This window comes from Halobellus sp. GM3, from assembly GCF_052545375.1.
Genome location: NZ_JBQWLT010000007.1, coordinates 156,179 through 177,393 on the forward strand (window position 1 = coordinate 156,179; position 21,215 = coordinate 177,393).

Annotated in this window: 23 protein-coding genes; 11 read left to right on the forward strand and 12 right to left on the reverse strand. The window is 66.5% G+C overall.

Annotation, left to right across the window (positions count from 1 at the left end):
- Window positions 1–47: 47 nt before the first annotated feature.
- From ACT3HL_RS12645 to ACT3HL_RS12655, 3 genes are all read right to left on the reverse strand, one after another.
- Entirely contained in the window at window positions 48–977 is a 930-nt protein-coding gene (locus ACT3HL_RS12645) for a branched-chain amino acid transaminase (RefSeq protein ID WP_445087195.1), read from the reverse strand.
- Window positions 978–1,087: 110 nt separating this feature from the next.
- On the reverse strand, window positions 1,088–1,795 hold the full coding sequence (gene ribB, locus ACT3HL_RS12650) for a 3,4-dihydroxy-2-butanone-4-phosphate synthase (protein WP_445087196.1): 708 nt from the start codon (window positions 1,793–1,795) through the stop codon (window positions 1,088–1,090).
- Window positions 1,792–2,502, reverse strand: coding sequence for a DUF120 domain-containing protein (locus tag ACT3HL_RS12655; RefSeq protein ID WP_445087197.1), 711 nt, complete (start codon window positions 2,500–2,502; stop codon window positions 1,792–1,794). The genes ribB and ACT3HL_RS12655 overlap by 4 nt, the downstream gene beginning before the upstream one ends.
- Before the next feature lie 244 nt (window positions 2,503–2,746).
- On the opposite strand from ACT3HL_RS12655, the gene argS reads away from it, so the two are divergent.
- Window positions 2,747–4,501, forward strand: a complete 1,755-nt coding sequence (gene argS / locus ACT3HL_RS12660; RefSeq protein ID WP_445087198.1) for an arginine--tRNA ligase — start codon at window positions 2,747–2,749, stop codon at window positions 4,499–4,501.
- Window positions 4,502–4,587: 86 nt separating this feature from the next.
- On the opposite strand, the gene ACT3HL_RS12665 is transcribed toward argS, so the two are convergent.
- Window positions 4,588–4,725 (reverse strand): hypothetical protein, encoded by a 138-nt coding sequence (locus ACT3HL_RS12665; RefSeq protein ID WP_445087199.1) that lies wholly within the window; start codon window positions 4,723–4,725, stop codon window positions 4,588–4,590.
- Between the two features lie 50 nt (window positions 4,726–4,775).
- Window positions 4,776–6,314, reverse strand: a complete 1,539-nt coding sequence (gene minD / locus ACT3HL_RS12670) for a cell division ATPase MinD (RefSeq protein ID WP_445087200.1) — start codon at window positions 6,312–6,314, stop codon at window positions 4,776–4,778.
- 113 nt (window positions 6,315–6,427) lie between these two features.
- Here minD and prf1 point away from each other — a divergent pair, with 113 nt between their 5' ends.
- Both prf1 and ACT3HL_RS12680 read left to right on the forward strand, forming a co-directional pair.
- Window positions 6,428–7,678: a peptide chain release factor aRF-1 gene (prf1, locus tag ACT3HL_RS12675; RefSeq protein ID WP_445087201.1), complete on the forward strand. Its 1,251-nt coding sequence runs from the start codon at window positions 6,428–6,430 to the stop codon at window positions 7,676–7,678.
- Window positions 7,679–8,144: 466 nt separating this feature from the next.
- A complete protein-coding gene (locus ACT3HL_RS12680) occupies window positions 8,145–8,825 on the forward strand; it encodes a hypothetical protein (RefSeq protein WP_445087202.1) in 681 nt (226 codons plus the stop codon).
- Between the two features lie 113 nt (window positions 8,826–8,938).
- Here ACT3HL_RS12680 and ACT3HL_RS12685 read toward each other — a convergent pair whose 3' ends face one another.
- Window positions 8,939–9,346 carry a DUF6276 family protein gene (locus ACT3HL_RS12685; protein WP_445087203.1) on the reverse strand — a complete coding sequence of 136 codons (408 nt, stop codon included), beginning with the start codon at window positions 9,344–9,346 and terminating at the stop codon, window positions 8,939–8,941.
- Between the two features lie 132 nt (window positions 9,347–9,478).
- Between ACT3HL_RS12685 and ACT3HL_RS12690 the strand changes: the two genes are divergently transcribed.
- A complete protein-coding gene (locus ACT3HL_RS12690) occupies window positions 9,479–10,228 on the forward strand; it encodes a CPBP family glutamic-type intramembrane protease (RefSeq protein ID WP_445087204.1) in 750 nt (249 codons plus the stop codon).
- Between the two features lie 37 nt (window positions 10,229–10,265).
- Here the strand turns inward: ACT3HL_RS12690 and ACT3HL_RS12695 are convergent, their stop codons facing one another.
- Together ACT3HL_RS12695 and ACT3HL_RS12700 are read right to left on the reverse strand one after the other, a co-directional pair.
- Window positions 10,266–10,724 carry an NOB1 family endonuclease gene (locus tag ACT3HL_RS12695; RefSeq protein WP_445087205.1) on the reverse strand — a complete coding sequence of 153 codons (459 nt, stop codon included), beginning with the start codon at window positions 10,722–10,724 and terminating at the stop codon, window positions 10,266–10,268.
- Window positions 10,725–10,739: 15 nt separating this feature from the next.
- Window positions 10,740–10,994: a PRC-barrel domain-containing protein gene (locus ACT3HL_RS12700; RefSeq protein WP_445087206.1), complete on the reverse strand. Its 255-nt coding sequence runs from the start codon at window positions 10,992–10,994 to the stop codon at window positions 10,740–10,742.
- A gap of 295 nt (window positions 10,995–11,289) precedes the next feature.
- Here ACT3HL_RS12700 and infB point away from each other — a divergent pair, with 295 nt between their 5' ends.
- Both infB and ACT3HL_RS12710 read left to right on the forward strand, forming a co-directional pair.
- Entirely contained in the window at window positions 11,290–13,104 is a 1,815-nt protein-coding gene (gene infB / locus ACT3HL_RS12705) for a translation initiation factor IF-2 (protein ID WP_445087207.1), read from the forward strand.
- 18 nt (window positions 13,105–13,122) lie between these two features.
- Window positions 13,123–13,296, forward strand: coding sequence for a hypothetical protein (locus ACT3HL_RS12710; protein WP_445087208.1), 174 nt, complete (start codon window positions 13,123–13,125; stop codon window positions 13,294–13,296).
- A 21-nt stretch (window positions 13,297–13,317) separates the two neighbouring features.
- On the opposite strand, the gene ACT3HL_RS12715 is transcribed toward ACT3HL_RS12710, so the two are convergent.
- The 4 genes from ACT3HL_RS12715 to ACT3HL_RS12730 all read right to left on the reverse strand — a co-directional run bounded on the left by ACT3HL_RS12715 (window position 13,318) and on the right by ACT3HL_RS12730 (window position 16,416).
- The gene (locus ACT3HL_RS12715) at window positions 13,318–13,698 is read right to left on the reverse strand and encodes a DUF5811 family protein (protein ID WP_445087209.1); all 381 of its coding nucleotides are present in this window, start codon (window positions 13,696–13,698) and stop codon (window positions 13,318–13,320) included.
- A gap of 214 nt (window positions 13,699–13,912) precedes the next feature.
- Window positions 13,913–14,383: a pyruvoyl-dependent arginine decarboxylase gene (locus tag ACT3HL_RS12720; protein ID WP_445087210.1), complete on the reverse strand. Its 471-nt coding sequence runs from the start codon at window positions 14,381–14,383 to the stop codon at window positions 13,913–13,915.
- A gap of 76 nt (window positions 14,384–14,459) precedes the next feature.
- A complete protein-coding gene (gene pan2, locus ACT3HL_RS12725) occupies window positions 14,460–15,689 on the reverse strand; it encodes a proteasome-activating nucleotidase Pan2 (RefSeq protein ID WP_445087211.1) in 1,230 nt (409 codons plus the stop codon).
- A gap of 256 nt (window positions 15,690–15,945) precedes the next feature.
- A complete protein-coding gene (locus ACT3HL_RS12730; RefSeq protein WP_445087212.1) occupies window positions 15,946–16,416 on the reverse strand; it encodes a deoxyuridine 5'-triphosphate nucleotidohydrolase in 471 nt (156 codons plus the stop codon).
- A 249-nt stretch (window positions 16,417–16,665) separates the two neighbouring features.
- Between ACT3HL_RS12730 and ACT3HL_RS12735 the strand changes: the two genes are divergently transcribed.
- The 5 genes from ACT3HL_RS12735 (at window position 16,666) to ACT3HL_RS12755 (ending at window position 21,201) form a co-directional block, all read left to right on the forward strand.
- The gene (locus ACT3HL_RS12735) at window positions 16,666–18,642 is read left to right on the forward strand and encodes an aconitate hydratase (RefSeq protein WP_445087213.1); all 1,977 of its coding nucleotides are present in this window, start codon (window positions 16,666–16,668) and stop codon (window positions 18,640–18,642) included.
- Between the two features lie 184 nt (window positions 18,643–18,826).
- The gene (locus tag ACT3HL_RS12740) at window positions 18,827–19,372 is read left to right on the forward strand and encodes a GNAT family N-acetyltransferase (RefSeq protein WP_445087214.1); all 546 of its coding nucleotides are present in this window, start codon (window positions 18,827–18,829) and stop codon (window positions 19,370–19,372) included.
- A 75-nt stretch (window positions 19,373–19,447) separates the two neighbouring features.
- On the forward strand, window positions 19,448–19,927 hold the full coding sequence (locus tag ACT3HL_RS12745; protein WP_445087215.1) for a DUF5810 domain-containing protein: 480 nt from the start codon (window positions 19,448–19,450) through the stop codon (window positions 19,925–19,927).
- A 193-nt stretch (window positions 19,928–20,120) separates the two neighbouring features.
- Window positions 20,121–20,579: a DUF5809 family protein gene (locus tag ACT3HL_RS12750; protein ID WP_445087216.1), complete on the forward strand. Its 459-nt coding sequence runs from the start codon at window positions 20,121–20,123 to the stop codon at window positions 20,577–20,579.
- Between the two features lie 58 nt (window positions 20,580–20,637).
- Window positions 20,638–21,201 (forward strand): NUDIX domain-containing protein, encoded by a 564-nt coding sequence (locus ACT3HL_RS12755; RefSeq protein WP_445087217.1) that lies wholly within the window; start codon window positions 20,638–20,640, stop codon window positions 21,199–21,201.
- Window positions 21,202–21,215 lie beyond the last annotated feature (14 nt).

Consider the following 21,215-nt stretch of genomic DNA (forward strand, 5'->3'; position numbering starts at 1 on the left):
TTTTTGCGCGGAGGGGTCCGCAGGGCCCCTCCGTGGAAAAAGGTGGGTTAGACGTACGTGAACCACTCGTCGTGCTCGTCGGTCCGCCGCTCGACGAGATCGAAGAACGCCTGCTGGAGTTCCTCGGTCACCGGGCCGCGCGAGCCGTCGCCGATGACGACGTTGTCGACCTTCCGGATCGGCGTCACCTCCGCGGCGGTGCCGCTGAAGAACAGTTCGTCGGCGGTGTTGAGCTCTCCGCGGGAGATCGTCGCCTGATCGTGGACGGTGTAGCCGCGCTCGCGGGCCAGTTCGATGACCGTGTTGCGCGTGATGCCGTCGAGAATGCTCTCGGAGAGCCCGGGCGTGAAGATCTCGCCGTCGCGGACGAGGAAGATGTTCTCGCCGGGGCCCTCGGCGACGTGGCCCTCCTTGTTGAGGACGATGGCCTCGGTGTAGCCGTTCCGGCGGGCCTCCTCGCCGGCGAGCAGCGAGTTGACGTACAGGCCGGTCGTCTTCGCGTTCGTCGGGATCTGACTGGAGGCGTGTTTGCGCCACGAGGAGATCATCACCTCGACGCCGCGTTCGAGCGCCTCCTCGCCGAGGTACGCGCCCCACGGCCACGCCGCGATAGCGACGTTCACCGGGTTGTCCTTCGGACTGACGCCGAGGGAGCCGTAGCCGTAGAACGCGACCGGGCGGATGTAACACGATTCCAGTTCCTCGCGGCGGAGCAGTTCGAGCGTCGCTTCCGTGAGCTCCTCGCGGGTGTACGGAAGCTCCATATCGTACGGCTGTCCCGACTGGAAGAACCGCTCGAGGTGCTCCTCCCAGCGGAAGATCGCCGGGCCCCGCTCGGTGTCGTAACAGCGGACTCCCTCGAAAATACCGGAGCCGTAGTGTAGACCGTGCGTGAGAACGTGAACCGTCGCGTCGTCCCAATCGACGAACGAACCGTCCTGCCAGATCGTGTCGACGTCCATCTCCTCGAATCCCATACCCCGTCGTTTACGTCCTGGAGTATAAAACCCTACAGGACGGTCTGGAGGGGTCTACACGGGATCACGACCGGAAATCTGTCGAAGTTCCCCCGCAGAACGCCTCGGTCTCAGCGAAGTCGTTCGACGATGTCTGCGCCTTCGACGTAGATGAGACCGTTCCGGCGGGCGTATTCGAGCGCCGCGGCGGGCGTGCGCGCGCCGCCGGTGTCGGCGTCGAGCATCTCGCAGACGACGACCGCGGGAGGGAGCCCGGCGGCCTCCGCGAGCGCGAGTCCCAGTTCCGTGTGGCCGCGCCGGTCGGCGAGTAACCCCGGCGCGCCGCGGAGGACGTGGACGTGGCCGGGCGTCCGGAACTCCGCGGCGAAGTCGTCGGCGTCGTACGCGCCGTCGGGGCGATGAACCGCAGCCGCCGCCGCGCCGAGGCGTCGGATCGTGAGCGCCCGGTCGTCGTCGGTGATCCCCGTGAACGTCTCGCGGTGATTCACCGGCAGCGAGAACGACGAGCGGTCGTCGTAGGCGAGGTCGTGGTCCGACGCGGCCGGGTGATCGAGCTCGTCCTCGAGAAACGGGAGGTCGACCGCGTCCGCGACCGCGTCCGAGACGGCGGCACAGATCAGTCCGCCGGCGTCCTGCCGGAGCCGGGCGACGGCGTCGGCGTCGACGGCCCCGGCGGGGTAGACGATGTCCGTCTCGCCCTCCCGGTCGGCGGCGTCGTGAATGAGCACCGGGGACCCGTCGCGAAACGCCGCCAGCGCGCGATCAACGGCGCTCTCGCCGGCCGTCTCGGTCGCGATGTCAGCCGTCGTGCGCGTCATCGAACCGACTCCACGCGGACGGAGACCTCGTCGCCGTCCGCAAGCCCGAGTTCGTCACGGAGCCGAGTTGGAGCGATGATCTCGAGTTGCGTCTCGTCGTGGTGGGTTCGCTCGGGGACAATGATGTGGGCCCGCTCGGCGGTCGCGTCCCCGCCCGTAACCGACGCGGCGTAGCACGTCGCCGGGCCGAACGTGCGCTCCTCGTCCTCCCACCCGTCGATAGAGACCCCGGCGAGAGACGACATCGCCGACTGGGCTCGAACGCTCACCTCGTCGAGGTCGACGTTGAGCGTGCCGGGGAACGGCTCATAGCCCAGCCGCTCCTCGAACTGCTCCATGTAGCCGGACAGCGAGATGTAGTGTCGGCCCTCGCCCATCCCGCTCGTGACGACGCCCTCGAGTTCGACCGTCGAGGCGTCCGGCCCCTCGAAGATCCGACGGTAGTGATCGTACTCGCGGTGCAGCGCCGCTTCGCCCGATTCCGTCAGCGATACCCACTGCCCGTCGGCGACGACATCGCGGTCGAGATGTCCCGCGCGTTCGAGTCGCTGCAGGCGTCGCGAGGCGGTCTGGCTCGACGCGTCGAGGCGGTCGGCGAGGCCCGAACAGGAGATCTTTACCGGGCCCGATCGGGCGCCCTCGAGCGCGACGAACTTCAACGCCGCCAGCTCGTCGTTCCCGACGGCGGAGACTGCCGATTCTGACATTAACGGGAGTTGGGATGCGTCCGTGTTAAGTATAACGCCTCTGGGATGCATCACAGATCTGTTAAAGAAAAACGTCCTCTGGTCGCCCCGGAACGCGGTAACGAATACGGTATTCGTTCCAGTTTTGTGAGCCCGCGGTCCTAAAGGCGTCGATGCCGGCGACCGCCGCTTCGGTCGGCCGGGCGGCCACAGCGTGTCGGGAGCGTTCGGAAAGGCCTTTAGCCGCCGTTCGAGAACGACGGGTATGTTCAGAGCCTTTCGTTCTGCGGTCGAGGACGCGGTCGAGGCGGCCCTCACCGCGCTTGATCTCCCGACGGACGATCTCGGCGTCGAGGAACCGCCGGAAGACGTCCCGGCCACGCTCGCCTCCAGTGTGGCGTTCCGACTCGCCGGCGAGGTCGGGGCGGCGCCGCCGTCGGTAGCGGCCGACATCGCCGCAGAGATCGATATCGATTCCTCGGAGTACATCGAGCGCGTCGACACGCAGGGCCCGTACGTGAACTTCTACGTCTCGGAGGCCTACTACGCCGACACGCTCTCGGCGGGCCGCGAGGCGACCCACGGGGCGCTGCCGTCCACCGGGAAGTCCGTCGTCGTCGAGCACACGAGCGCGAACCCGACCGGCCCCGTCCACGTGGGCCGCGCGCGGAACCCGATCTTCGGCGACGCGGTCGCCCGAGTGCTCGAGTTCGCCGGCAACGACGTCGAAACGCACTACTACGTCAACGACGCCGGCCGGCAGGTCGCCGTCTTCACGTGGGCCTACGAGACGTTCGAGGAATCGGACCTCCCGGAGCCAGAGCGGGACCGCGCGGACTACGATCTCGTCCGCTACTACCGGAGGGGGAACGAGTTCCTCGAATCCGCCGACGAGGTCGACGCCGAGGCCGCGGAGGCCGAGATCTCCGAGATTATGCAGGGACTCGAAGCGGGCGAGGAGGCGACGTACGACCGCGTCGCGGCCGTCGTCGATCAGGTGCTCGGCGGGATGCGGGAGTCGCTCGGGCGTCTCCCCGCCGAGTTCGATCGGTTCGTGAAGGAATCGAAGTTCCTCCGCAACGGCGACGCCGACGAGGTCGTCCGGCGGCTGAAGGCGTCGGACCACGCCGTCTACGAGGAGGACGCTTGGCAGCTCGACCTCTCGTCGTTCGGGTTGGAGAAGAACCTCGTCTTCCTCCGCTCGGACGACACGACGCTGTACACCACTCGCGACCTCGCGTACCACGAGTGGAAGTTCGCGAACTACGACGAGGCGGTGACGATCCTCGGCGAGGACCACAAACTGCAGGCCGAACAGCTCGAAGCGACCCTCGAGGTCCTCGGCAACGACACCGAGGCGCTCAGACAGACGTTCTACTCGTGGGTCAACCTCCCGGAGGGCGGGATGTCCACTCGCGAGGGGACCGGCGTCGACCTCGACGACCTGCTCGATGAGTCGATTCGACGCGCCCGCGAGGAGGTCGAGTCCCGCCTCGACTCCCGCATCCGCGACGACGAACTCACCGAGGACGACGTCGATCGAATCGCCCGACAGGTCGGCATCGGGGCCGTCCGGTACGACATCGTCTCGAAACAGCCGACGAAGGGAATCACCTTCGAGTGGGACCGCGCCCTCGACTTCGAGGCGCAGTCGGCCCCCTACGTACAGTACGTCCACGCGCGCTGCTGCGGGATCGAAAGCGAGGCGGCCGACGCCGGCATCGACGCCTCCGCGGACGCCTCAGTGCTCGACACGGACGCCGAACGCGCGCTCTTGGCCGACATCGCGCGCTTCCCCGCCGTGATCGAGCAGGCCGCAGACGACCTCGAACCTCACGTCGTCGCCACGTTCGCCCGCGAGTTCGCCGAGACGTTCAACACGTTCTACCGCGAGTGTTCGGTGCTCAACGCCGACGACCCCGAGGTCGCGGCCGCTCGGCTCGGAGCGGTCCAGGCTTCGCGGCACACGATCGCAAACGCGCTCGACGTCATCGGGATCGAAGCGCCCGACTCGATGTAGCGTCGCGCTCCGGCGCTTCGGCCCAATTGAGAGCGCTACCGCTCAAATCGAGACAGACGGAGCGGGTATCGCCGTGACGCGCGTGGTCAGAGTAGGGGTAACGCGATCATTCCGGGCATAAGCGATCCGCCGACAGCGATCACCGTCGCCGCCCCGGCGCCGAGCGCCAAGAGGAGGAACAGGACGAGCCACCAGAACGGAACGCGCGAGTTGTCGTCTGCCATATCGACAGCTCACCGTACCCACATAAAAGAAGCTCCCGCTTCCGACGCCGTCACCCGAAGAACCGGCTGAACAGTCCCTTCCGACCGCTGTCGCCGTCGTCCGCGGATTCATCGTCGCTCTCGGCGTCATCCCCGTCTCGCTCGTCGCTGTCGGTTTCGTCGCTGTCGGTTTCGTCGCCTCCCTCGCCCGCCTCCCCTCCGGTGGGTGCCGCGTCGCCGTTGTCGCTCGCGACCGGTTTCTCGCCTCCGTCAGAGTCGTCACGTTCGTCGGTCGCCTCGGGATCAGGCGCCGGTTCGCCCTCGTCGGCCGATACCGACGGCTCCCCGTCGTCGGTGAGCGACGTCCTGTACACCCCGGTGTCAGTGTCGCCGGCGTGATCAGGAGCGCCGGATCCGACCGACGTGATCTCGTCGGGATCGGCGGGCTCGACGAGCGGATCCGGACCGTCCGATTCGGGATCCGGATCGGCCGGGTCGGGGTCCAAATCGGTCGATTCGGGGGACGACTCAGCCGCGACGGTGGGCGTCCCTTCCCCGCTGGATTCGTCGTCCGATTCGGGCTCGGCCGCCGCGTCCGCAGTCGAGGGGGCGTCAGACGGCTCGTCGGTCTCCTCCGACGCGGCCACCTCCGGTGGGAGGTCCTCCTCGTGAGAGCCGGCCACGACGATGTCTTCTTCGGCGTCGCCAGCCGACGGCTCGGCCGTCGCTGACTCACCGGACTCGGTCCCGTCAGCCGTCTCGGCCGCTGCCGTTGCGTCCGGCGTCGACGCGTCCGAATTGCCTTGGTCGTCCGAATCGCCTTGGTCGTCCGAATCGCCCTGGCCGTTCGATTCGGCCCGGTCGTCCGGATCCGTCTGCTCGGACTCGGACGCCGACTCGATTCCGAGGTCCGCGCCGGTGAGCGTCGTCGCGAGAGCCCGAAATGCGGTCGCAGCGTCGCTCCCCGGAGCGAACGTCGTGAGCGGTTCGCCCGCGTCGGACGCGTGGCGGATCACGTCGGCGTCCGGAATCGCCACGAGGACCTCGACGTCGAGCAGGTCGGCGACGAGGTCGCTGTCGGCGTCTGACGGGTCGGCGCGCGTGAGCGCGACCCCGGCGACGGGGACGCCGAGGCGGTCGGCCACCTGTCGGCTCTTGTCGGTGTCTCCGAGGGCGTCGCGGGTCGGCGTCGAGACGAGGAGCGCCTCGTCGACGCGCGTCAGCGGCACCACGGTGTCGTTGCTCAGCCCGGCGCCCGTGTCGACGAAGACGTACTCGAACTCGTCGCCGAGCGCGTCGAGTACCGCCCCGAGTTCCTCCGGGTCCGCACGCGCGAACGCGTCGAGTTCGGGCGATCCGGGGACGACCGCCATCCCGTGTGGCCCCTCGTAGATCGCGTCCGCGACGTCCGCGTCCCCCGCGAGCACGTCGTGGAGCGTCACGTCGCCGACGCCCACGCCGAGCACGCTCGCGAGGTTGGCCATCCCGAGGTCGCCGTCGACGACCGCGACGCTCGACCCGCCAGCGGCCAACGCCGCGGCGACGTTCGCTGCCGTCGTCGTCTTGCCGACCCCCCCTTTCGCACTGACGACTGCGTACACCCGTCCCATAGTTTCGTTCCGAGTCTCCCGCGTCGGGGATATAAATCTGTCCGGGGGTCCGGGCGTCGGTCCACCGCGGCCGACCGACACTAACTTACCACCTGGAAGGACTAATACGGATAATGAGCACCGACGCCGACGAGGTGAACGAGGACCGCCGGAAGTACGAGTTCCGGAAGGTCATCGAGGAACTCAAAGAGTACGAGGGTTCCGGCACGCAGCTCGTCACGATCTACATTCCCCCCGATAAGCAGATCTCCGACGTCGTCGCCCACGTCACCCAGGAGCACTCGGAGGCGTCCAACATCAAGTCCAAACAGACTCGGACGAACGTGCAGGACGCGCTCACGTCGATCAAAGACCGGCTCCGCTACTACGACACCTTCCCGCCCGACAACGGGATCGTCCTCTTCTCGGGCGCCGTCAACTCCGGCGGCGGGCAGACGGACATGGTCACGCGGGCGCTCGATAGCCCGCCGGAACCGATCCAGTCGTTCCGCTATCACTGCGATTCGGACTTCCTCACCGAGCCGTTGGAGGACATGCTGACCGACAAGGGCCTCTTCGGCCTGATCGTCCTCGATCGACGCGAGGCGAACGTCGGCTGGCTGAAGGGAAAGCGCGTCGAACCCGTCAAGTCCGCGTCGTCGCTGGTCCCGGGCAAACAGCGGAAAGGTGGACAGTCAGCCCAGCGGTTCGCCCGCCTGCGGCTGGAGGCCATCGACAACTTCTATCAGGAGGTCGCCGGGATGGCCGACGACCTGTTCGTCCCGAAGCGCCACGAGATGGACGGCGTCCTCGTCGGCGGCCCCTCGCCGACGAAGGACGAGTTCCTCGACGGCGACTACCTCCACCACGAGCTCCGAGACCTCGTCAGGGGGAAATTCGACGTCTCCTACACCGACGAGTCGGGGCTGTACGACCTCGTCGACGCCGCACAGGAAGTCCTCGCCGACCAGGAGGTGATGAAGGACAAATCCCAGATGGAGGAGTTCTTCAAGAAGCTCCACACCGGCGAGGAGGCGACCTACGGCTTCGAGCCGACCCGTAAGAACCTGATGATGGGGTCGGTCGACCGACTGTTGCTCTCGGAGGACCTCCGCTCTGACGTCGTGATCTACGAGTGCCCGAACGACCACGAGGAGTACGAGGTCATCGATCGCCGGCACAACGACCCCGGGCACGTCTGCAGCGAGTGCGGCGAGGAGGCCGAGAAGGTCGACCGCGAGGACGTGATCGAACACCTGATGGATATCGCCGAACAGCGCGGCACCGAGACCAAGTTCATCTCCACCGATTTCGAGAAGGGCGAACAGCTCTACGACGCCTTCGGCGGGGTTGCGGGGATTCTGCGGTACTCGACCGGCGTCTAAACACGCACCTTTTACTGCGCTCGCCTTCGGCTCGCTGGTAAAAGCTGCACTAAAAGCCTGCGAGCCTCCCTTCGGTCGGCTCTGGGCTCGCCTTCGGCGAGTGAACCGGCGACCTTCCGGGCTCTTCGAGCCGCTCGGTCGCCGGATAACAGCTCCGACGATTACCCGATAGTTTTCGCCGTCCTGAGTGGTTCCTCAAACGTGATTTCAGGGTTATTCGGGACGAATTAGCTACGTAAATAAGTATAGTAGCGTTTGCAACTGAGTGCGCATTCGATCGCACGCCGTCGTGCGATCAGATGCGTGACGACGTGCAAACGCTACTATATGCAGATCTATAGTTTCGGATGACTGAATTCAGGTTGTATTTTTGAGTTCTGCGATCCCATACACGACTCCTTTCTGAATACTGGATAGATCCGCTTCATCCGTAGGCTTTTCAGTTAAGTGATGAACAGGATTTCTTATGGATTGGTCCTCTGTCACGCGATACCGCGGTGAGGCCGCAATCATCGTCGGCTTCATCTTGCTTCTGAACCCGCTAGTCGTGGGCGCGTTTGACATCGGTGACCCAGACAGGTATCGATACGAGGCCAGTGAAGTCTCGTTCGCCGCGAACGGCACCTACACGTTCTCCACCCATCCCGTTCCCCTTGACTCCGATGTGGCGTGTTTTGGTGATGAACCGAGTCGTTCCTGTGTTCTTGAGCGAGCTATCCATACCAACGGGGGTATCACGTACGATGGACCCACGAAACAGTTCATTAACAACAAATACAGTTATGTCCATATCTGGGAAGAAGGATTCTTCCGGCCCGTTAGCGAGGAGCGGCCAAACGGGACTGTCTGGTACGGGCTTGAGGCCGTCTCACAAGAGGAAGCACTCAGATATATCGCTACCCCTCTGGAAAGAACTAACAAAGGCGTCCGAACCGCGATCGAAACAGGCTCCTACGAAACATCCGACGAACTCTCAGGTGATCACGAACTCGTTCAGGCCGATAACAGCTACTACGTCGTCTCTCCGACCGTGGTTCAAGAACATCGGGGGACAGAGCGAAGCCTCACAGTCGTCGTATTCCAGTGGCTGCTGGGAATTACTGGTGCAATACTGATTCTCCGCGAACAACGTCACCGCATCGAATAACTCACTATCCATCAACTGGAATCCCGATAGACTACTACATACCTGTGCTATATTGATCGGTTCGGATTAACTGTCACTGAAACACACTGTTCGCTTTCCACACGGCCAGCCGATCAGTAATCGAGCAGCGATTCGAGCTGTCGGCGGCGACGCTCTAAGTCGGCGTGCGCCTCGACAGACCCGTCGGCCGCGAGTCGATCGAGCGCGAGGAAGACGTCGGCGCCGGTTGCCTCCGCGTATTCGACGAGCGACTGGATCGCCCGCCGATCGGTCGCGAGCGAGTCGAGACGGCCGAGAAGCAGGATCAACGCGGCGCCGCCGTCGCCGTCGGGGATCGCTTCCGGGAGGTCCGCTGCTTCCCCGCCGCCCTCGGCGACCGCGTCGTCAGCGGCGGCGTACGTCCGGAGACAGCGCGGGCAGCATTCGACGACAGCCGCCCCGTCGGGGCTGTGTGCGCGAAGCCGATCGGGGACGTCGACGCCGACGAGCGGACGGTCGCAGTTGGGGCAGTGCTCGGACATACGCGGCGCTACGGCGGCCGCGGTGAAAGGCGCTGTCACCGGCGGTCGTCGGGGCGTGTCCGATGCTCGGAGACGCGGCGCGTACCAGACCGGTACCCCTATTCGCGCCGGATCCGTACGCGGAGGCGAGAAATGGCCTCGGATGCACGCTCGGTCCCGCTCGACGATCCGCGGACGCACCTCCGCGCGCTCGGCGGCGCGTTCGTCGTCGTCGCGCTCGTCGTCCTCGTCGCGTCGATCACCGTCTCGCTTGGCTACCCGCTGCTCGACGCCGCCGGAATCGGCCGAGAGAGCGCGCTCGGACTGGCGCTGCAGAGCGCCTTTCAGTTCATCGGGTTCGGCGTCGCCGGCGTCGGGTACCTCCTCGTGACAGACCAGACCGACCTCGTCCCGATCCGGGCGCCGACGCGGCGGGACCTGACGTGGCTCGTCGGCGGATTCCTCGCGCTGTTGGCGATGTACGCCGGGATAGTCGGCGTGCTCACCGCGTTCGGGATCCAGGGCGGCGACAGCGTGATCGTCGAGCAGGGGAGCGGACAGCCCGTCTACTTCCTCTATCTGATTCCGGTGACGGTCCTGCTCGTGGGGCCAACAGAGGAACTGATCTTCCGCGGCATCGTCCAGGGGCTGTTCCGCCGCGCGTACGGGTCCGCGGTCGCGGTCGCCGGCGCGAGCGCCGTCTTCGCGGCCGTTCACATCAGTTCCTACAGCGGCGAGGGCGCGCTCGCGACGCTCGCGACCATCCTGATTCTCGGAGGGGCTCTCGGCGTGCTCTACGAGAAGAGCCAGAATCTGCTCGTGCCGGCCGTCGTTCACGGCCTCTTCAACACGGCCCAGTTCGTCGGCGTCTACGCGACGGCGACCGGGCTCGTCGGCGGCTAAGCGATCTCTCTCCGTCGACCACCCACCGAGTGGGCCGTCAGGCCGGGTTCTTCCGAGCGAGGTCCGTCCCGCAGATCGGACAGCGCTCGCGGTGCTCGTCGAACTCCCGCCCGCATCCTTGACACTGGAACGTCCACTCGCGCGTCTCGGAGATGCCGTCGCGGGCGATCACGGTGACCTCGACGTCGACGCGCTCTGCGACGTTCTGCATCGCGTAATCGTCGGTGACGAGGACGCCGTCGAGCTCGAACGCGGCGGCGAGAAGCCTGACGTCAGTTTCTGAGAGCGTCTCGGCGTCACCGGTCTCCCGTGCCGCTCGACGGATCTTCTCGACGGTGCCGCCGGCGGGGATGTGGATGTGCATCCCCGACCCCTCGTCTGCGTCGAAGCGGTAGGACGCCTCTCCCTCGAGCTCCTCTCGGACCATCGGGATGGAGGCGATGTCGTCTGTGGTGTGGTACTCGTGAATGAACGCTGAAGAATCGAGAACGTGCATCTGAGTTCGTTCGGGTTACTGTTTCACGACGATGGCGTCGTCGACGTTCCGGACCCGCGAAACCGGGATGTTGAGCGTCTCCTCACCGTCTTCGTCCGACGTCGCAAAGGGGAGTTGATCGGGATCGATGTCCTCGTACGGGGAGACGAAGAGGTCGCTTATCGTCCCCGTCTTGACGTTCATATCGATGTTGTGCAGGACCCCGATGTACGTTCCCTTCGAGGTCATCACTTCTTTCCCGGAGAGGTTCTCCGCGAGTTCGTCCGGCATACCCCACGATACTTCGTAGGGTCACATAAACGCCACGGGCGACCACAGCCCGGCGGCAGACGACTGTCACACGACGGGGGATACGCTCGCGACACCCGGACCCGAATCCGGCTGAGTCCTGAACGCGGCCGAGTCCCGAATCCGGCTGAGTTCCGAGCGCTTCCGAGCCCCGAATGCGGCCGAGCCCGCTCCCGTGTCCGAACGCGGCCGAGCGACGCCGTCCACGGATGACGATGGACTTAACTACAGCCCAGCAGTGTTCTACAGACAAGGAACTTCTCCGGGGAGATTCTCTATGTCTGACACCGACGCCGACGCCGCCTCCACAGCCGAACCGACAGCGCTACGGACACCGATCGTCGCCGTCCTCGGGCACGTCGACCACGGGAAGACGACGCTGCTCGATACGATCCGCGGCTCGGCGGTGAGCGAGGGCGAAGCCGGGGCGATCACCCAGCACATCGGCGCGACGGCCGTCCCGCTGGAAACCGTCTCGGAGATGGCCGGGAGCCTCGTCGACCCGACCGACTTCGACCTCCCCGGACTGCTCTTCATCGACACGCCGGGGCATCACTCGTTCACGACCCTCCGCTCGCGCGGGGGCGCGCTGGCCGACATCGCTGTCGTCGTCGTCGACGTCAACGACGGGTTCCAACCCCAGACGATCGAGGCCCTCGAGATCCTCCAGCGGACCGGCACACCGTTCATCGTCGCCGCGAACAAGATCGACACGACGCCGGGGTGGAACCCCAACGAGGGCGCGCCCATCCAAGAGACGTACGAGGAGCAGTCACAGAGCGCCCGGAGCCGACTCGACGAGAACCTCTATGAGATCATCGGCGATCTCTCCGACGAGGGCTTCTCCGCGGACCTGTACTGGCGCGTGCAGAACTTCACGAAGAACGTCGGCGTCGTCCCCCTCTCCGCGATCACGAGCGAGGGGGTTCCGGACCTGCTGGCGGTCCTGATGGGGCTCTCACAGCGCTATATGAAAGAGCAGATGGCCGTCGACGTCACCGGCCCCGGCGCGGGGACGGTCCTCGAAGTCAAAGACGAGCGGGGCTTCGGCGCGACCGTCGACGTCGTCCTCTACGACGGGAGCATCCGCGCGGACGACGTGATCGTCGTCGGGGGGACCGACGGCCCGATCGTGACCGAGGTACGGGCGCTCCTGCAACCGCGCCCGAACGCGGAGATACGGGTCGAAAAGCGCTTCGAGAAGGTCGATGAGGTCCGCGCCGCCGCGGGGATCAAGATCGCCGCGCCCGAGCTCGACGAGGCGATGGCGGGCGCGCCGATCCGCGTCGTTCGCGACCGGGACCGCGACGCGGTCGTCGACGAGGTCGAAGCCGAGCTCGCCGACATTCAGGTCACCACCGAGGAGGACGGCGTCGTCGTCAAAGCCGACACGCTCGGGAGCCTTGAGGCGATCGCGAACGCGCTCCGGGAGGCCGAGGTGCCGATCCTCCGCGCGGAGGTCGGCGACATCGCCCCGCGCGACGTCACCGTCGCCTCGACCGCCGGCGAGGAGAAACACCGCGTCATCCTCGGCTTCAACGTCGAGGTGCTCCCGAACGCCGACGATGACCTCGAAGACAGCGAGGTGCGGCTGTTCGACGACGACGTGATCTACCAGCTCATCGAGGAGTACGAGGGGTACGTCGAGGAGCTCGAGCGCGCCCAACAGGAGACCGTGCTGGACAAGATCGTCCGGCCGTGTCGCTTCCGCGTCCTCGAGGACCACGTCTTCCGGCAGTCCGATCCCGCCGTCGTCGGCGTCGAGGTGCTCTCGGGGACGCTGAAGAACAACCAGAACGTCGTGAAGTGGGAGGGCAACGAGCCGACCCGCGTCGGGCAGCTCTCGGGCATTCAAGAGCAGGGAGAAGACGTCTCGGAGGCGCGCTCGGGCACGCGCGTCTCCGTCGCCATCGACGGACCGACCGTCGGGCGGCAGATCGACGAGGGCGACGAGCTCTGGATCGACCTCCCCGAAAAGCACGCGAAGATCCTCGAACAGGAGCTGACCGACGACATCCCCGCCGACGAGCTCGAGGCGCTGACGAGCTATCTCAACAAACACCGCAAGCGCGATCCGTTCTGGGGCAAGTAGGCCGAACGGAGGACTGTATTGTACGTCGAAACGCCCCGACCGCTCGTCTTGGCCGTCCTCTTCGCGCTTCTCATCGGTTACGGCGGGCTGTGGCTCACGGACCTCCCGCCCGCCCTGTTCGTCGTGATCGTCGCCGCCGCCGGGATCGTCGCATCGCTACTGATCCGGAAGTCCCTCACAATGGACGAGTGAAACGAGTCGCAGTCGCGCCCGCTATCGCGCCGTCGGCGTCAGTCCGTCTCCGACGGTGTTCATCACCTGGAGCGCCGCCGAGGCAGCGAGCCCGCGGGCCACCTCGTCGCGGTCCTCGTCGGTGAGCCCGGATTCGAGGTCCTCCTCGTCGGGTGTGAAGCCCGCGCTGACAGGGCGGCCGGCGGGCGGCCGGACCGCCACCGTGGCCTGCGGCCCGTTCGCGCCGTAGGAGAGTTCAGAGCCGACGGCGTAGCCTTCGGGGAGGTACGCCTCCGTTCGGGAGACGATCCCCGCGACGGCTGTTCGAAGCTGTCGTACTTGCGTCGCCGAGAGGTTGACGTCCTCGGGACGGCCCGCGTCCACGACGCCGGGAGCACCCGCATAGGGATTGTTTCCGTTCATTTCTGAGTGTCGTTGCGTGTAGGGCTAGACGACTGATAAAGGCGTCGGCGGGATCTGCGCGTCGCACAACCGCCGCGTCGAGGGACCGGTTCTCTCGGACGAACACCCTCGAAAAGTCGATTCACCGCACCTCATACTGATTACTCTCGTCTCTGCCCGCCGAGCGCCGTCGGCAGGGGTGGCGCTCGGCAGTGAAAAGTGAGAGTAATCAGTATCAGAAGATCGACTCGCTCTGGCCGTAGACGGCGAGCGTGACCGCCGTGGTGTACCCCTCGCCGTCGGCCTCCGCGGTCGTGACGGCGACCTGTTCGTCGGTGAGCTCCCACTCTCGGAGGTCGCCGCCGGCGTCAAGCCCCACCTCGACGGTTCGGCGGACCGTCGCCGGGTCCTCGCCGGCGGCCTCGTAGAACAGTCCCGGTCCAGCGCCCGTCGCCCAGCCGAGTCCTGCCGAGACGGTGCCGACGCCGCCGGTCGTCGCCCGCGCCTCGACGACGGTGAGTCGGTTCCCCGCCGGCCCGAGGTCCGGCGCGGTCCCGACCTCCTCGACGGTCGCCGCCGCGGGGATCACCGAGGAGACGGCGACGAGGTTGTAGTTGTGGACGTTCGCGGCCGCGAGGGCGGCGTCGTAGGAGGCCATCTCCGTGGGTGCCTCGCCAACGCCGCGAACGACCCGGATAGTGCTCATACCCGAGAACGACGGCGCGAAGAATAAGCGGTTACGGATTCGGACGGCGGGACGCTCGGATTCGGACGGCGAGCCGTCAGTACTGATAGGTCGTCGGCCCCGGAATCGTCGTCTGCGCGTCGGCGTCTTCGATCTTCTCGTAGGCGTCGTCGAAGTCCTGCCGGCGGATTTCGGTGCGGCCGTCGCGGATGGCGAACATCCCTGCCTCGGTCGCCAGCGCGGCGATGTCGGCCCCGGAGTACTCTTCGAGCGACGCCGCGAGGTCCGCGAAGTCGACATCGTCTGCGACGTTCATATCGCGGGTGTGGATCCTGAGGACCTGCTCGCGCCCCTCGGCGTCGGGCTTGGGGACCTCGATGAGGCGGTCGAAGCGGCCGGGGCGGAGGATCGCCTCGTCGAGCATGTCGAAGCGGTTCGTCGCCGCCATGATCCGAATGTCGCCGCGCTCGTCGAAGCCGTCCATCTCCGAGAGCAGCTGCATCATCGTCCGCTGGACCTCCGCGTCGCCGGAGGTCTTCGAGTCCGTCCGCTTGGAGGCGACGGCGTCGATCTCGTCGATGAAGATCACCGCGGGCTCGCGCTCGGCCGCGAGGTCGAAGAGGTCGCGGACGAGCCGGGAGCCCTCACCGATGAACTTCCGGACGAGCTCGGAGCCGGCCATCTTGATGAACGTCGCGTCGGTCTCGTTGGCGACGGCCTTCGCGAGCATCGTCTTGCCCGTTCCCGGGGGGCCGTACAGGAGCACGCCCGAGGGCGGGTCGACCCCGACGGCCTCGAACAGCTCCGGGTTCGTGAGCGGCTCTTCGACCGCCTCGCGGACCTCCCGGATCTGGTCGTCGATCCCGCCGATGTCGTCGTAGGAGACCATCGGGGAGGCGTCGATCTCCATCGCCTGCGCGCGCGAGTCGGTCTCGTCGTCCAGCAACTGCTGGATCGCGAAGGAGTCGTTTATCGCGACCCGATCGCCGGCTTCGATCTCGGCGTCGAGGTGCGGCGACGCGTCCGTCAACACCTCTTGGTTGTTGCCGTGCTGTTTGATCACGATCCCGTCGTCCGTCACTTCCTCGACGGTCGCCAAGTACAGCGAGGAGGTCTTCAGCGTATCGTTGCGTCGCTTGAGCTGTTGGACCTCCGCTTTGAGCTCCTCGCGGCGGTCGGTCGCCGACGCGAGCCGCTCGTCGAGCTCCTCGCTGACGGTGAGGAGGCGTTCGTAGTGCTGGCGGATCGCCGACAGCCGTTCGGCGTCCGACATCTCTGGGTCGAGGTCCAGACTCGGGGTATCTGGGAGCGACGGACTCCGGGACATCAGTTAACCGCCCTTAGGGGTGGGCGTAAATGTGCCTTTGGGTAGGCCCGATATTCTGCGGGTGTCGACGGCGTCGGTTTCCGGCCGTCCAACCCCGTCTCAAAGGGATCGGCGTACGTCCTGACCGGTTCTCGCCGCCCCGTCCGGCGAAAATCGATGAACAGGTAGGATACTCCCGCTCCTCCTGTCTGTTCTCACTGTGTCCCGGTGCGCGCCCGCCCCGTTGAGAGCGCTCACCGGTACGAGACGAGAATAATCATCGGTCTTCGGTCCGCTCGCCCTGATAGGCGCCGTCGTAGACGTCCTCGTGTGCGGCCTCCGCGAGAACGAGTTGTGCAACGCGCGCGCCGCGTTCGAGCCGTATCGGGTGGTGGACCTGCAGCAGACCCTCACCTCGGCCCTCGTAGCCGGCGTCCCAGACGGCCGTGTTGAGCATACAGGAGTTCCGCATCAACGTCGACCGGGGGTACAGAAATCCGACGTGGTTATCGGGAATCGAGATCGTTTCGGCGTACTGGAGGATGTAGCCCCCCCGGTCGAGGTGAAACTCTCCCTCGTCGTCTGCGACGGGTTCGCGTGCGCCCACTGACTTGCCGTCGACGCCGACGCGCCCCGGCTCTCGCTGCTCGAGGACGTCGCCGAGTGTGAGGTCGACGCCGTTCGGCTGTACTTGCGCGTCGTCGATCGGATCGATACGAGTCGCGACGAAGGAACCGGCGCGGAACATACCGACGGAACCGATCCCCGAGCGCAAAACCGTGTCGCTACCGGTCGGCCACCTCGGGGCGAATCGCTACCGCAGTCAGGCCGCCGTAGCCGGGTCTCCGCCGAGATCGGTGTCGGCGGAACGAAAAAAGCGGCCGACGGCGACGGTGGTTGTTCGTATCGAATTAGGTCTCTATATGTGTATAAGGATCATATATCCGGCCTCAAACACGCGGGATTTATAATCGTAGACGGCCGACCCACGGACGTTATGGGACAGACGCTTACGGAACAAATTCTCGACGACCACCTCGTCGAGGGAGAGCTCGAGCCCGGAGAGGAGATCGGGATCGAGATCGATCAGGTACTCGCACAGGACACGACCGGCACGATGGTGTGGCTGCAGTTCGAGGCGCTCGAGCTGGACGAGGTCCAGACCGAGCTGGCCGCGCAGTACTGCGACCACCAGACGTACCAGTTCGACTTCAAGAACACCGACGACCACCGCTTCCTGCGTTCTGCGGCCGGCACCTACGGCGCGTACTTCTCCCGCCCGGGCAACGGCATCTGCCACAACGTCCACAAGGAGAACTTCGCCGCGCCCGGCAAGACGCTGCTCGGCTCTGACTCGCACACGCCGACGCCCGGCGGCCTCGGCCAGCTCGCGATCGGTGCGGGCGGTCTCGACATCTCCGTCGCGATGGGCGGCGGCGCGTACTACGTCGAGATGCCGGAGGTCGTCAACGTCCGCCTCGAGGGCGAGCTCCCCGAGTGGTCGACCGCGAAGGACGTCATCCTCGAGATGCTCCGCCGGCTGTCCGTAAAGGGCGGCGTCGGCAAGGTCTTCGAGTACACCGGCCCCGGCGTCGAGACGCTCTCGGTGCCGGAGCGGACGACGATCACCAACATGGGCACCGAACTCGGCGCGACGTCGTCGATCTTCCCGACCGACGAGGAGACCCGCGATTACCTCGCCCGGCAGGGCCGCGAGGACGAGTACGTCGAGCTCTCGCCCGACGAGGACGCCGAGTACGCCGACGAGATCGTCATCGACCTCTCCGACATAGAACCGCTCATCGCCGCGCCGTCGATGCCCGACAAGGTCGTCCCCGTCCGAGAGGCCGCGGGCGAGTCCGTCGAGCAAGTGATGGTCGGCTCCTGTACGAACGGCGGCTACGAGGACATCCTCCCGGCCGCGAAGATGGTCGAAGGCCGCGAGGTCGACATGAAGACCGAGATGATCGTCGCGCCCGGCTCGAAGCAGGCCTCGGAGATCCTCGCCCGTCAGGGCTGGACCGCCGAGATGATGGCCGCCGGCGTCAACTTCTCGGAGGCGACCTGCGGTGCGTGTATCGGCATCGGTCACGTCCCCGCCTCCGACTCCGTCTCGCTGCGGACCTTCAACCGCAACTTCGAGGGTCGCTCGGGCATCGAGGACGACTCCGTCTACCTCTGCTCGCCGGAGGTCGCCGCCGCCGCGGCGATCAAAGGCGAGATCGTCGATCCGCGAGACCTCGCGGAGGAACTCGGCGACCTCGAGGCCCCCGGCGTCGAACTGCCGGACGCGTACGACGGCTCGAAGACCGACATCATCGAGCCCGACGAGGCCGTCGACGACGGACTCGTCAAGGGGCCGAACATCGGCTCTGCGCCGATCGGCGAACCGCTCGAGGCCGACATTCAGGGTGAAGTGCTCCTGAAGATGGAAGACAACATCACGACGGACCACATCATCCCCGCGACGTCGGACATCCTCAAGTACCGCTCGAACATCGAGAAGCTCTCGGAGTTCACGCTCTCGCGCGTCGACGACACGTTCGCACAGCGCGCGCTCGACTCCCCCGGTGGCGTCCTCGTCGCCGGCGAGAACTACGGACAGGGCTCCTCGCGCGAGCACGCCGCGATGTGCCCGCAGTTCCTCGGCATCGAGGCCGTCCTCGCGCAGTCGTTCGCCCGCATCCACAAGGCGAACCTGTTCAACTTCGGGATCGTCCCGCTGGCGATCGACGAGGAGACCTACCAGAAGATCGATCAGGGTGACGACGTCGAGATCGTCACCGACGTCGCCGAGGCCGTCGCCAACGGCGAGACCGAGTTCACCGTTCGCGTGAACGACAACTGGGAGGCCACCGCCGAACTCGACGCCTCCGAGCGCGAGCGCGGTATCCTCAAAGCGGGCGGTAAGCTCCGCCTCACGAAGGAGCAGTACGCCCAGGACGACAGCGGCGCGACGCCCGCGGACGACTGATACTGATTGCTCTCGCCGTGTCCCGGTGAGTGCCCGCCCCGTTGACGGCGCGCACGGGGACACGACAGGGTCAATCAGTAGAGCGGACGACCAACCGATCGGTTTTTTTGACGTCACCGCGACGAGCGGCAGCGCTCGACGCGGAGTCAGCGGACTTTTGCCGCACAGGCACCTATCGGAGCGCGTGAGCGACACGTCCGGCGACGAGAGCGTCCGACGGAAGCGAGACGGCTCCGAAACCGCGTCCGGGTCGTCGGTCACCGTTCGACCCGCCGACCGCGCGGACCTGCTCGACGTCCTCCGGATCGAACGGCGTTCCTTCTCGGAGCCGTGGCCCTACGCCGCGTTCGAGTCGCTGCTCGACGCCCCGGCCTTTCTGGTCGCCGTCGGCGACGGCGTCGACGGCGAGTGCACGGTGCTCGGGTACGTCGTCGGCGACGTGATGCCGAATCACGGCCGCGACATCGGCCACATCAAGGACCTCGCCGTCCGCCCCGACGCCCGCGGCGCGGGGATCGGCCGGCGGCTGCTCCGCGAGGGGCTCTTCGGGCTCGCGCTGGCGGGCGCGGCGGTGGCGAAACTCGAGGTCCGCGAGGGCAACGACCCCGCGCGGTCGCTGTACCGCGAGATGGGCTTCGAGCCGACGCGACGCGTCCCCGGCTACTACGCCGACGGCGAGGACGCGCTGTTGCTCGTGGTCGACCTCGAGGGCTGGGCCGGAGGCGAGTGAGCGCGCCGGTCTGATCCGTCACTCGCTCTCGGCCGAAACCACACGCCCTTGTACTGCGACGACGTACGCGGGGGTATGGGCTTCGCCTGTCCCGTCTGTGAGACCCCTCAGCAGGACGCGACGCATCTCGCGAACCACCTAGCGTTCACCGCGATGGTCCACAGCGACGGGCACGAGGCGTGGCTGGACGAACACGCGCCCGGGTGGGCGTCCGACGGGGAAGACGAACTCGCACAGAGGGTGGCCGAACTCGCCCCGGAGGCGGACTACGACCAAGTATTCGAGGACACCGCGCACGGGCACGGGGGTCGCGGAACCCAACACCATCACGGAACCGGGCACCACCACGGACGAGGCGAACCGGGGCGGTCCGACGGCGTCGACCCCGAGGTCGCGGCCGCCACCGGAGCGGGAACGCTCGACGAGGAAGCGCGGGCGATCCTCGAAGAGGCGCGCGAGATGACGGCGGAGATGCTCGAATCGGACTCGACAGCGGGCGAGGACGCTGCGGACGATAGCGAAAGCGACGCGGAGAGTCGGGACTCCGGATCGTAAGCTGGCGAACAGTCGGCACACCCGGTTTCCGACGCGGCCGCTTCCGGCCGGGACCCCACGCCGACGTGCCGAGCAACCGTAGCTCGACGCGGGGCGAACGCTACGTCACACGCCGTCTGGGCGCGTGTTCGCTTAAAAACCTACGCCGGAGCGAGACCCAAAGCGTTTGTGCGCGAGTCGACGACCCACGCGTATGGAGACCGAGGGGACGCTGTCGCCGGAGTCGCTCGCGGAGGCCCGCGAGGCGTTTTCGGCCGCCGGACCGACCGCAAAGCAGGTCGTCCGCGAGGCGGCGAAGGCGATGGAGTTCGACCGCGAGGAGTACACAGAGCGCGTGACGGGCGAGGTCGTCGAGCGCGCGCGAAACGTCGTCTTCGCCGACCGGCTGGCAGTTCACGTCGGCTCACGCGCCGCGTTCGACGCGTGGGTCGACGACCACCCCGACTACGAGGTGACGGAACTCGGCAGCGAAGACGTTGACCGCGTCGCGTGGCACGCCGCGCCCTTCGCCGAGGCGGTCGTCGCCGCGACGTTCCAAAACGAGCGCGAGGCCGCGGTGGGGACGCTCCGGCGACAGGCGTTCGCGCGGCTCTACCGACCGCGCTTCGAGGAGTCGGACGATGTCGACGCCGAGAGCGACACGTCCGAGTGACGCCGCACAGCGAGTCGCAGAGACACATCGTTAAGCCGTCGCCGACTGGAGACTGAGTATGACCGACGACGGACGCAGGCACGAGTCGCTCCCCGATCCCGAGTGGCCCGTCCACGAAGCAGTCACCGAGTACGAGACCGGCTGGTACACCGGCGGATACGACCTCGTAGAACAGCCGAACGGATCGACGAAGCGCTACTACTGGGCCGAACTCGCCACGGCCGTCGTCGTCGTCGCTGTGCAGGACGACTCGGTGGTCTTCGTCGAACAGTACCGGCCAACGATCCGCGAGACGCAGATGGAACTCCCCGCTGGTATCGTCGAGCGCGGGGAATCGTTCACCGGCGCGGCGACGCGCGAACTCTGTGAGGAAACCGGCTTCGCCGCCGAGAGCACAGCGCTCCTCGAGACGGTCTGGTGTTCGACTGGCGTCCTCCGGCACCAGCGGGGGTACGTCTTCGCGACGGATCTCTCCCCCGCCGAACAGAATCTCGATGCCAACGAGTTTCTGTCGGTCCATTCGATCCCCGTCGAGACGGCCCTCGAAACGGTACGCGCGGGGACACCGAACGACGCGACCCTGGAGGGTCTCCTGCTGGCACGAGCGGAAGGGCTCATCTGAGGGACCGACTACGG

Coding starts and splice junctions, on each gene's coding strand:
- ACT3HL_RS12645 (WP_445087195.1), bottom strand. CDS start 977: ATGGGATTCGAGGAGATGGACGTCGACACGATCTGGCAGGACGGTTCG.
- ribB (WP_445087196.1), bottom strand. CDS start 1,795: ATGACGCGCACGACGGCTGACATCGCGACCGAGACGGCCGGCGAGAGC.
- ACT3HL_RS12655 (WP_445087197.1), bottom strand. CDS start 2,502: ATGTCAGAATCGGCAGTCTCCGCCGTCGGGAACGACGAGCTGGCGGCG.
- argS (WP_445087198.1), top strand. CDS start 2,747: ATGTTCAGAGCCTTTCGTTCTGCGGTCGAGGACGCGGTCGAGGCGGCC.
- ACT3HL_RS12665 (WP_445087199.1), bottom strand. CDS start 4,725: ATGGCAGACGACAACTCGCGCGTTCCGTTCTGGTGGCTCGTCCTGTTC.
- minD (WP_445087200.1), bottom strand. CDS start 6,314: ATGGGACGGGTGTACGCAGTCGTCAGTGCGAAAGGGGGGGTCGGCAAG.
- prf1 (WP_445087201.1), top strand. CDS start 6,428: ATGAGCACCGACGCCGACGAGGTGAACGAGGACCGCCGGAAGTACGAG.
- ACT3HL_RS12680 (WP_445087202.1), top strand. CDS start 8,145: ATGGATTGGTCCTCTGTCACGCGATACCGCGGTGAGGCCGCAATCATC.
- ACT3HL_RS12685 (WP_445087203.1), bottom strand. CDS start 9,346: ATGTCCGAGCACTGCCCCAACTGCGACCGTCCGCTCGTCGGCGTCGAC.
- ACT3HL_RS12690 (WP_445087204.1), top strand. CDS start 9,479: ATGGCCTCGGATGCACGCTCGGTCCCGCTCGACGATCCGCGGACGCAC.
- ACT3HL_RS12695 (WP_445087205.1), bottom strand. CDS start 10,724: ATGCACGTTCTCGATTCTTCAGCGTTCATTCACGAGTACCACACCACA.
- ACT3HL_RS12700 (WP_445087206.1), bottom strand. CDS start 10,994: ATGCCGGACGAACTCGCGGAGAACCTCTCCGGGAAAGAAGTGATGACC.
- infB (WP_445087207.1), top strand. CDS start 11,290: ATGTCTGACACCGACGCCGACGCCGCCTCCACAGCCGAACCGACAGCG.
- ACT3HL_RS12715 (WP_445087209.1), bottom strand. CDS start 13,698: ATGAACGGAAACAATCCCTATGCGGGTGCTCCCGGCGTCGTGGACGCG.
- ACT3HL_RS12720 (WP_445087210.1), bottom strand. CDS start 14,383: ATGAGCACTATCCGGGTCGTTCGCGGCGTTGGCGAGGCACCCACGGAG.
- pan2 (WP_445087211.1), bottom strand. CDS start 15,689: ATGTCCCGGAGTCCGTCGCTCCCAGATACCCCGAGTCTGGACCTCGAC.
- ACT3HL_RS12730 (WP_445087212.1), bottom strand. CDS start 16,416: ATGTTCCGCGCCGGTTCCTTCGTCGCGACTCGTATCGATCCGATCGAC.
- ACT3HL_RS12735 (WP_445087213.1), top strand. CDS start 16,666: ATGGGACAGACGCTTACGGAACAAATTCTCGACGACCACCTCGTCGAG.
- ACT3HL_RS12745 (WP_445087215.1), top strand. CDS start 19,448: ATGGGCTTCGCCTGTCCCGTCTGTGAGACCCCTCAGCAGGACGCGACG.
- ACT3HL_RS12750 (WP_445087216.1), top strand. CDS start 20,121: ATGGAGACCGAGGGGACGCTGTCGCCGGAGTCGCTCGCGGAGGCCCGC.
- ACT3HL_RS12755 (WP_445087217.1), top strand. CDS start 20,638: ATGACCGACGACGGACGCAGGCACGAGTCGCTCCCCGATCCCGAGTGG.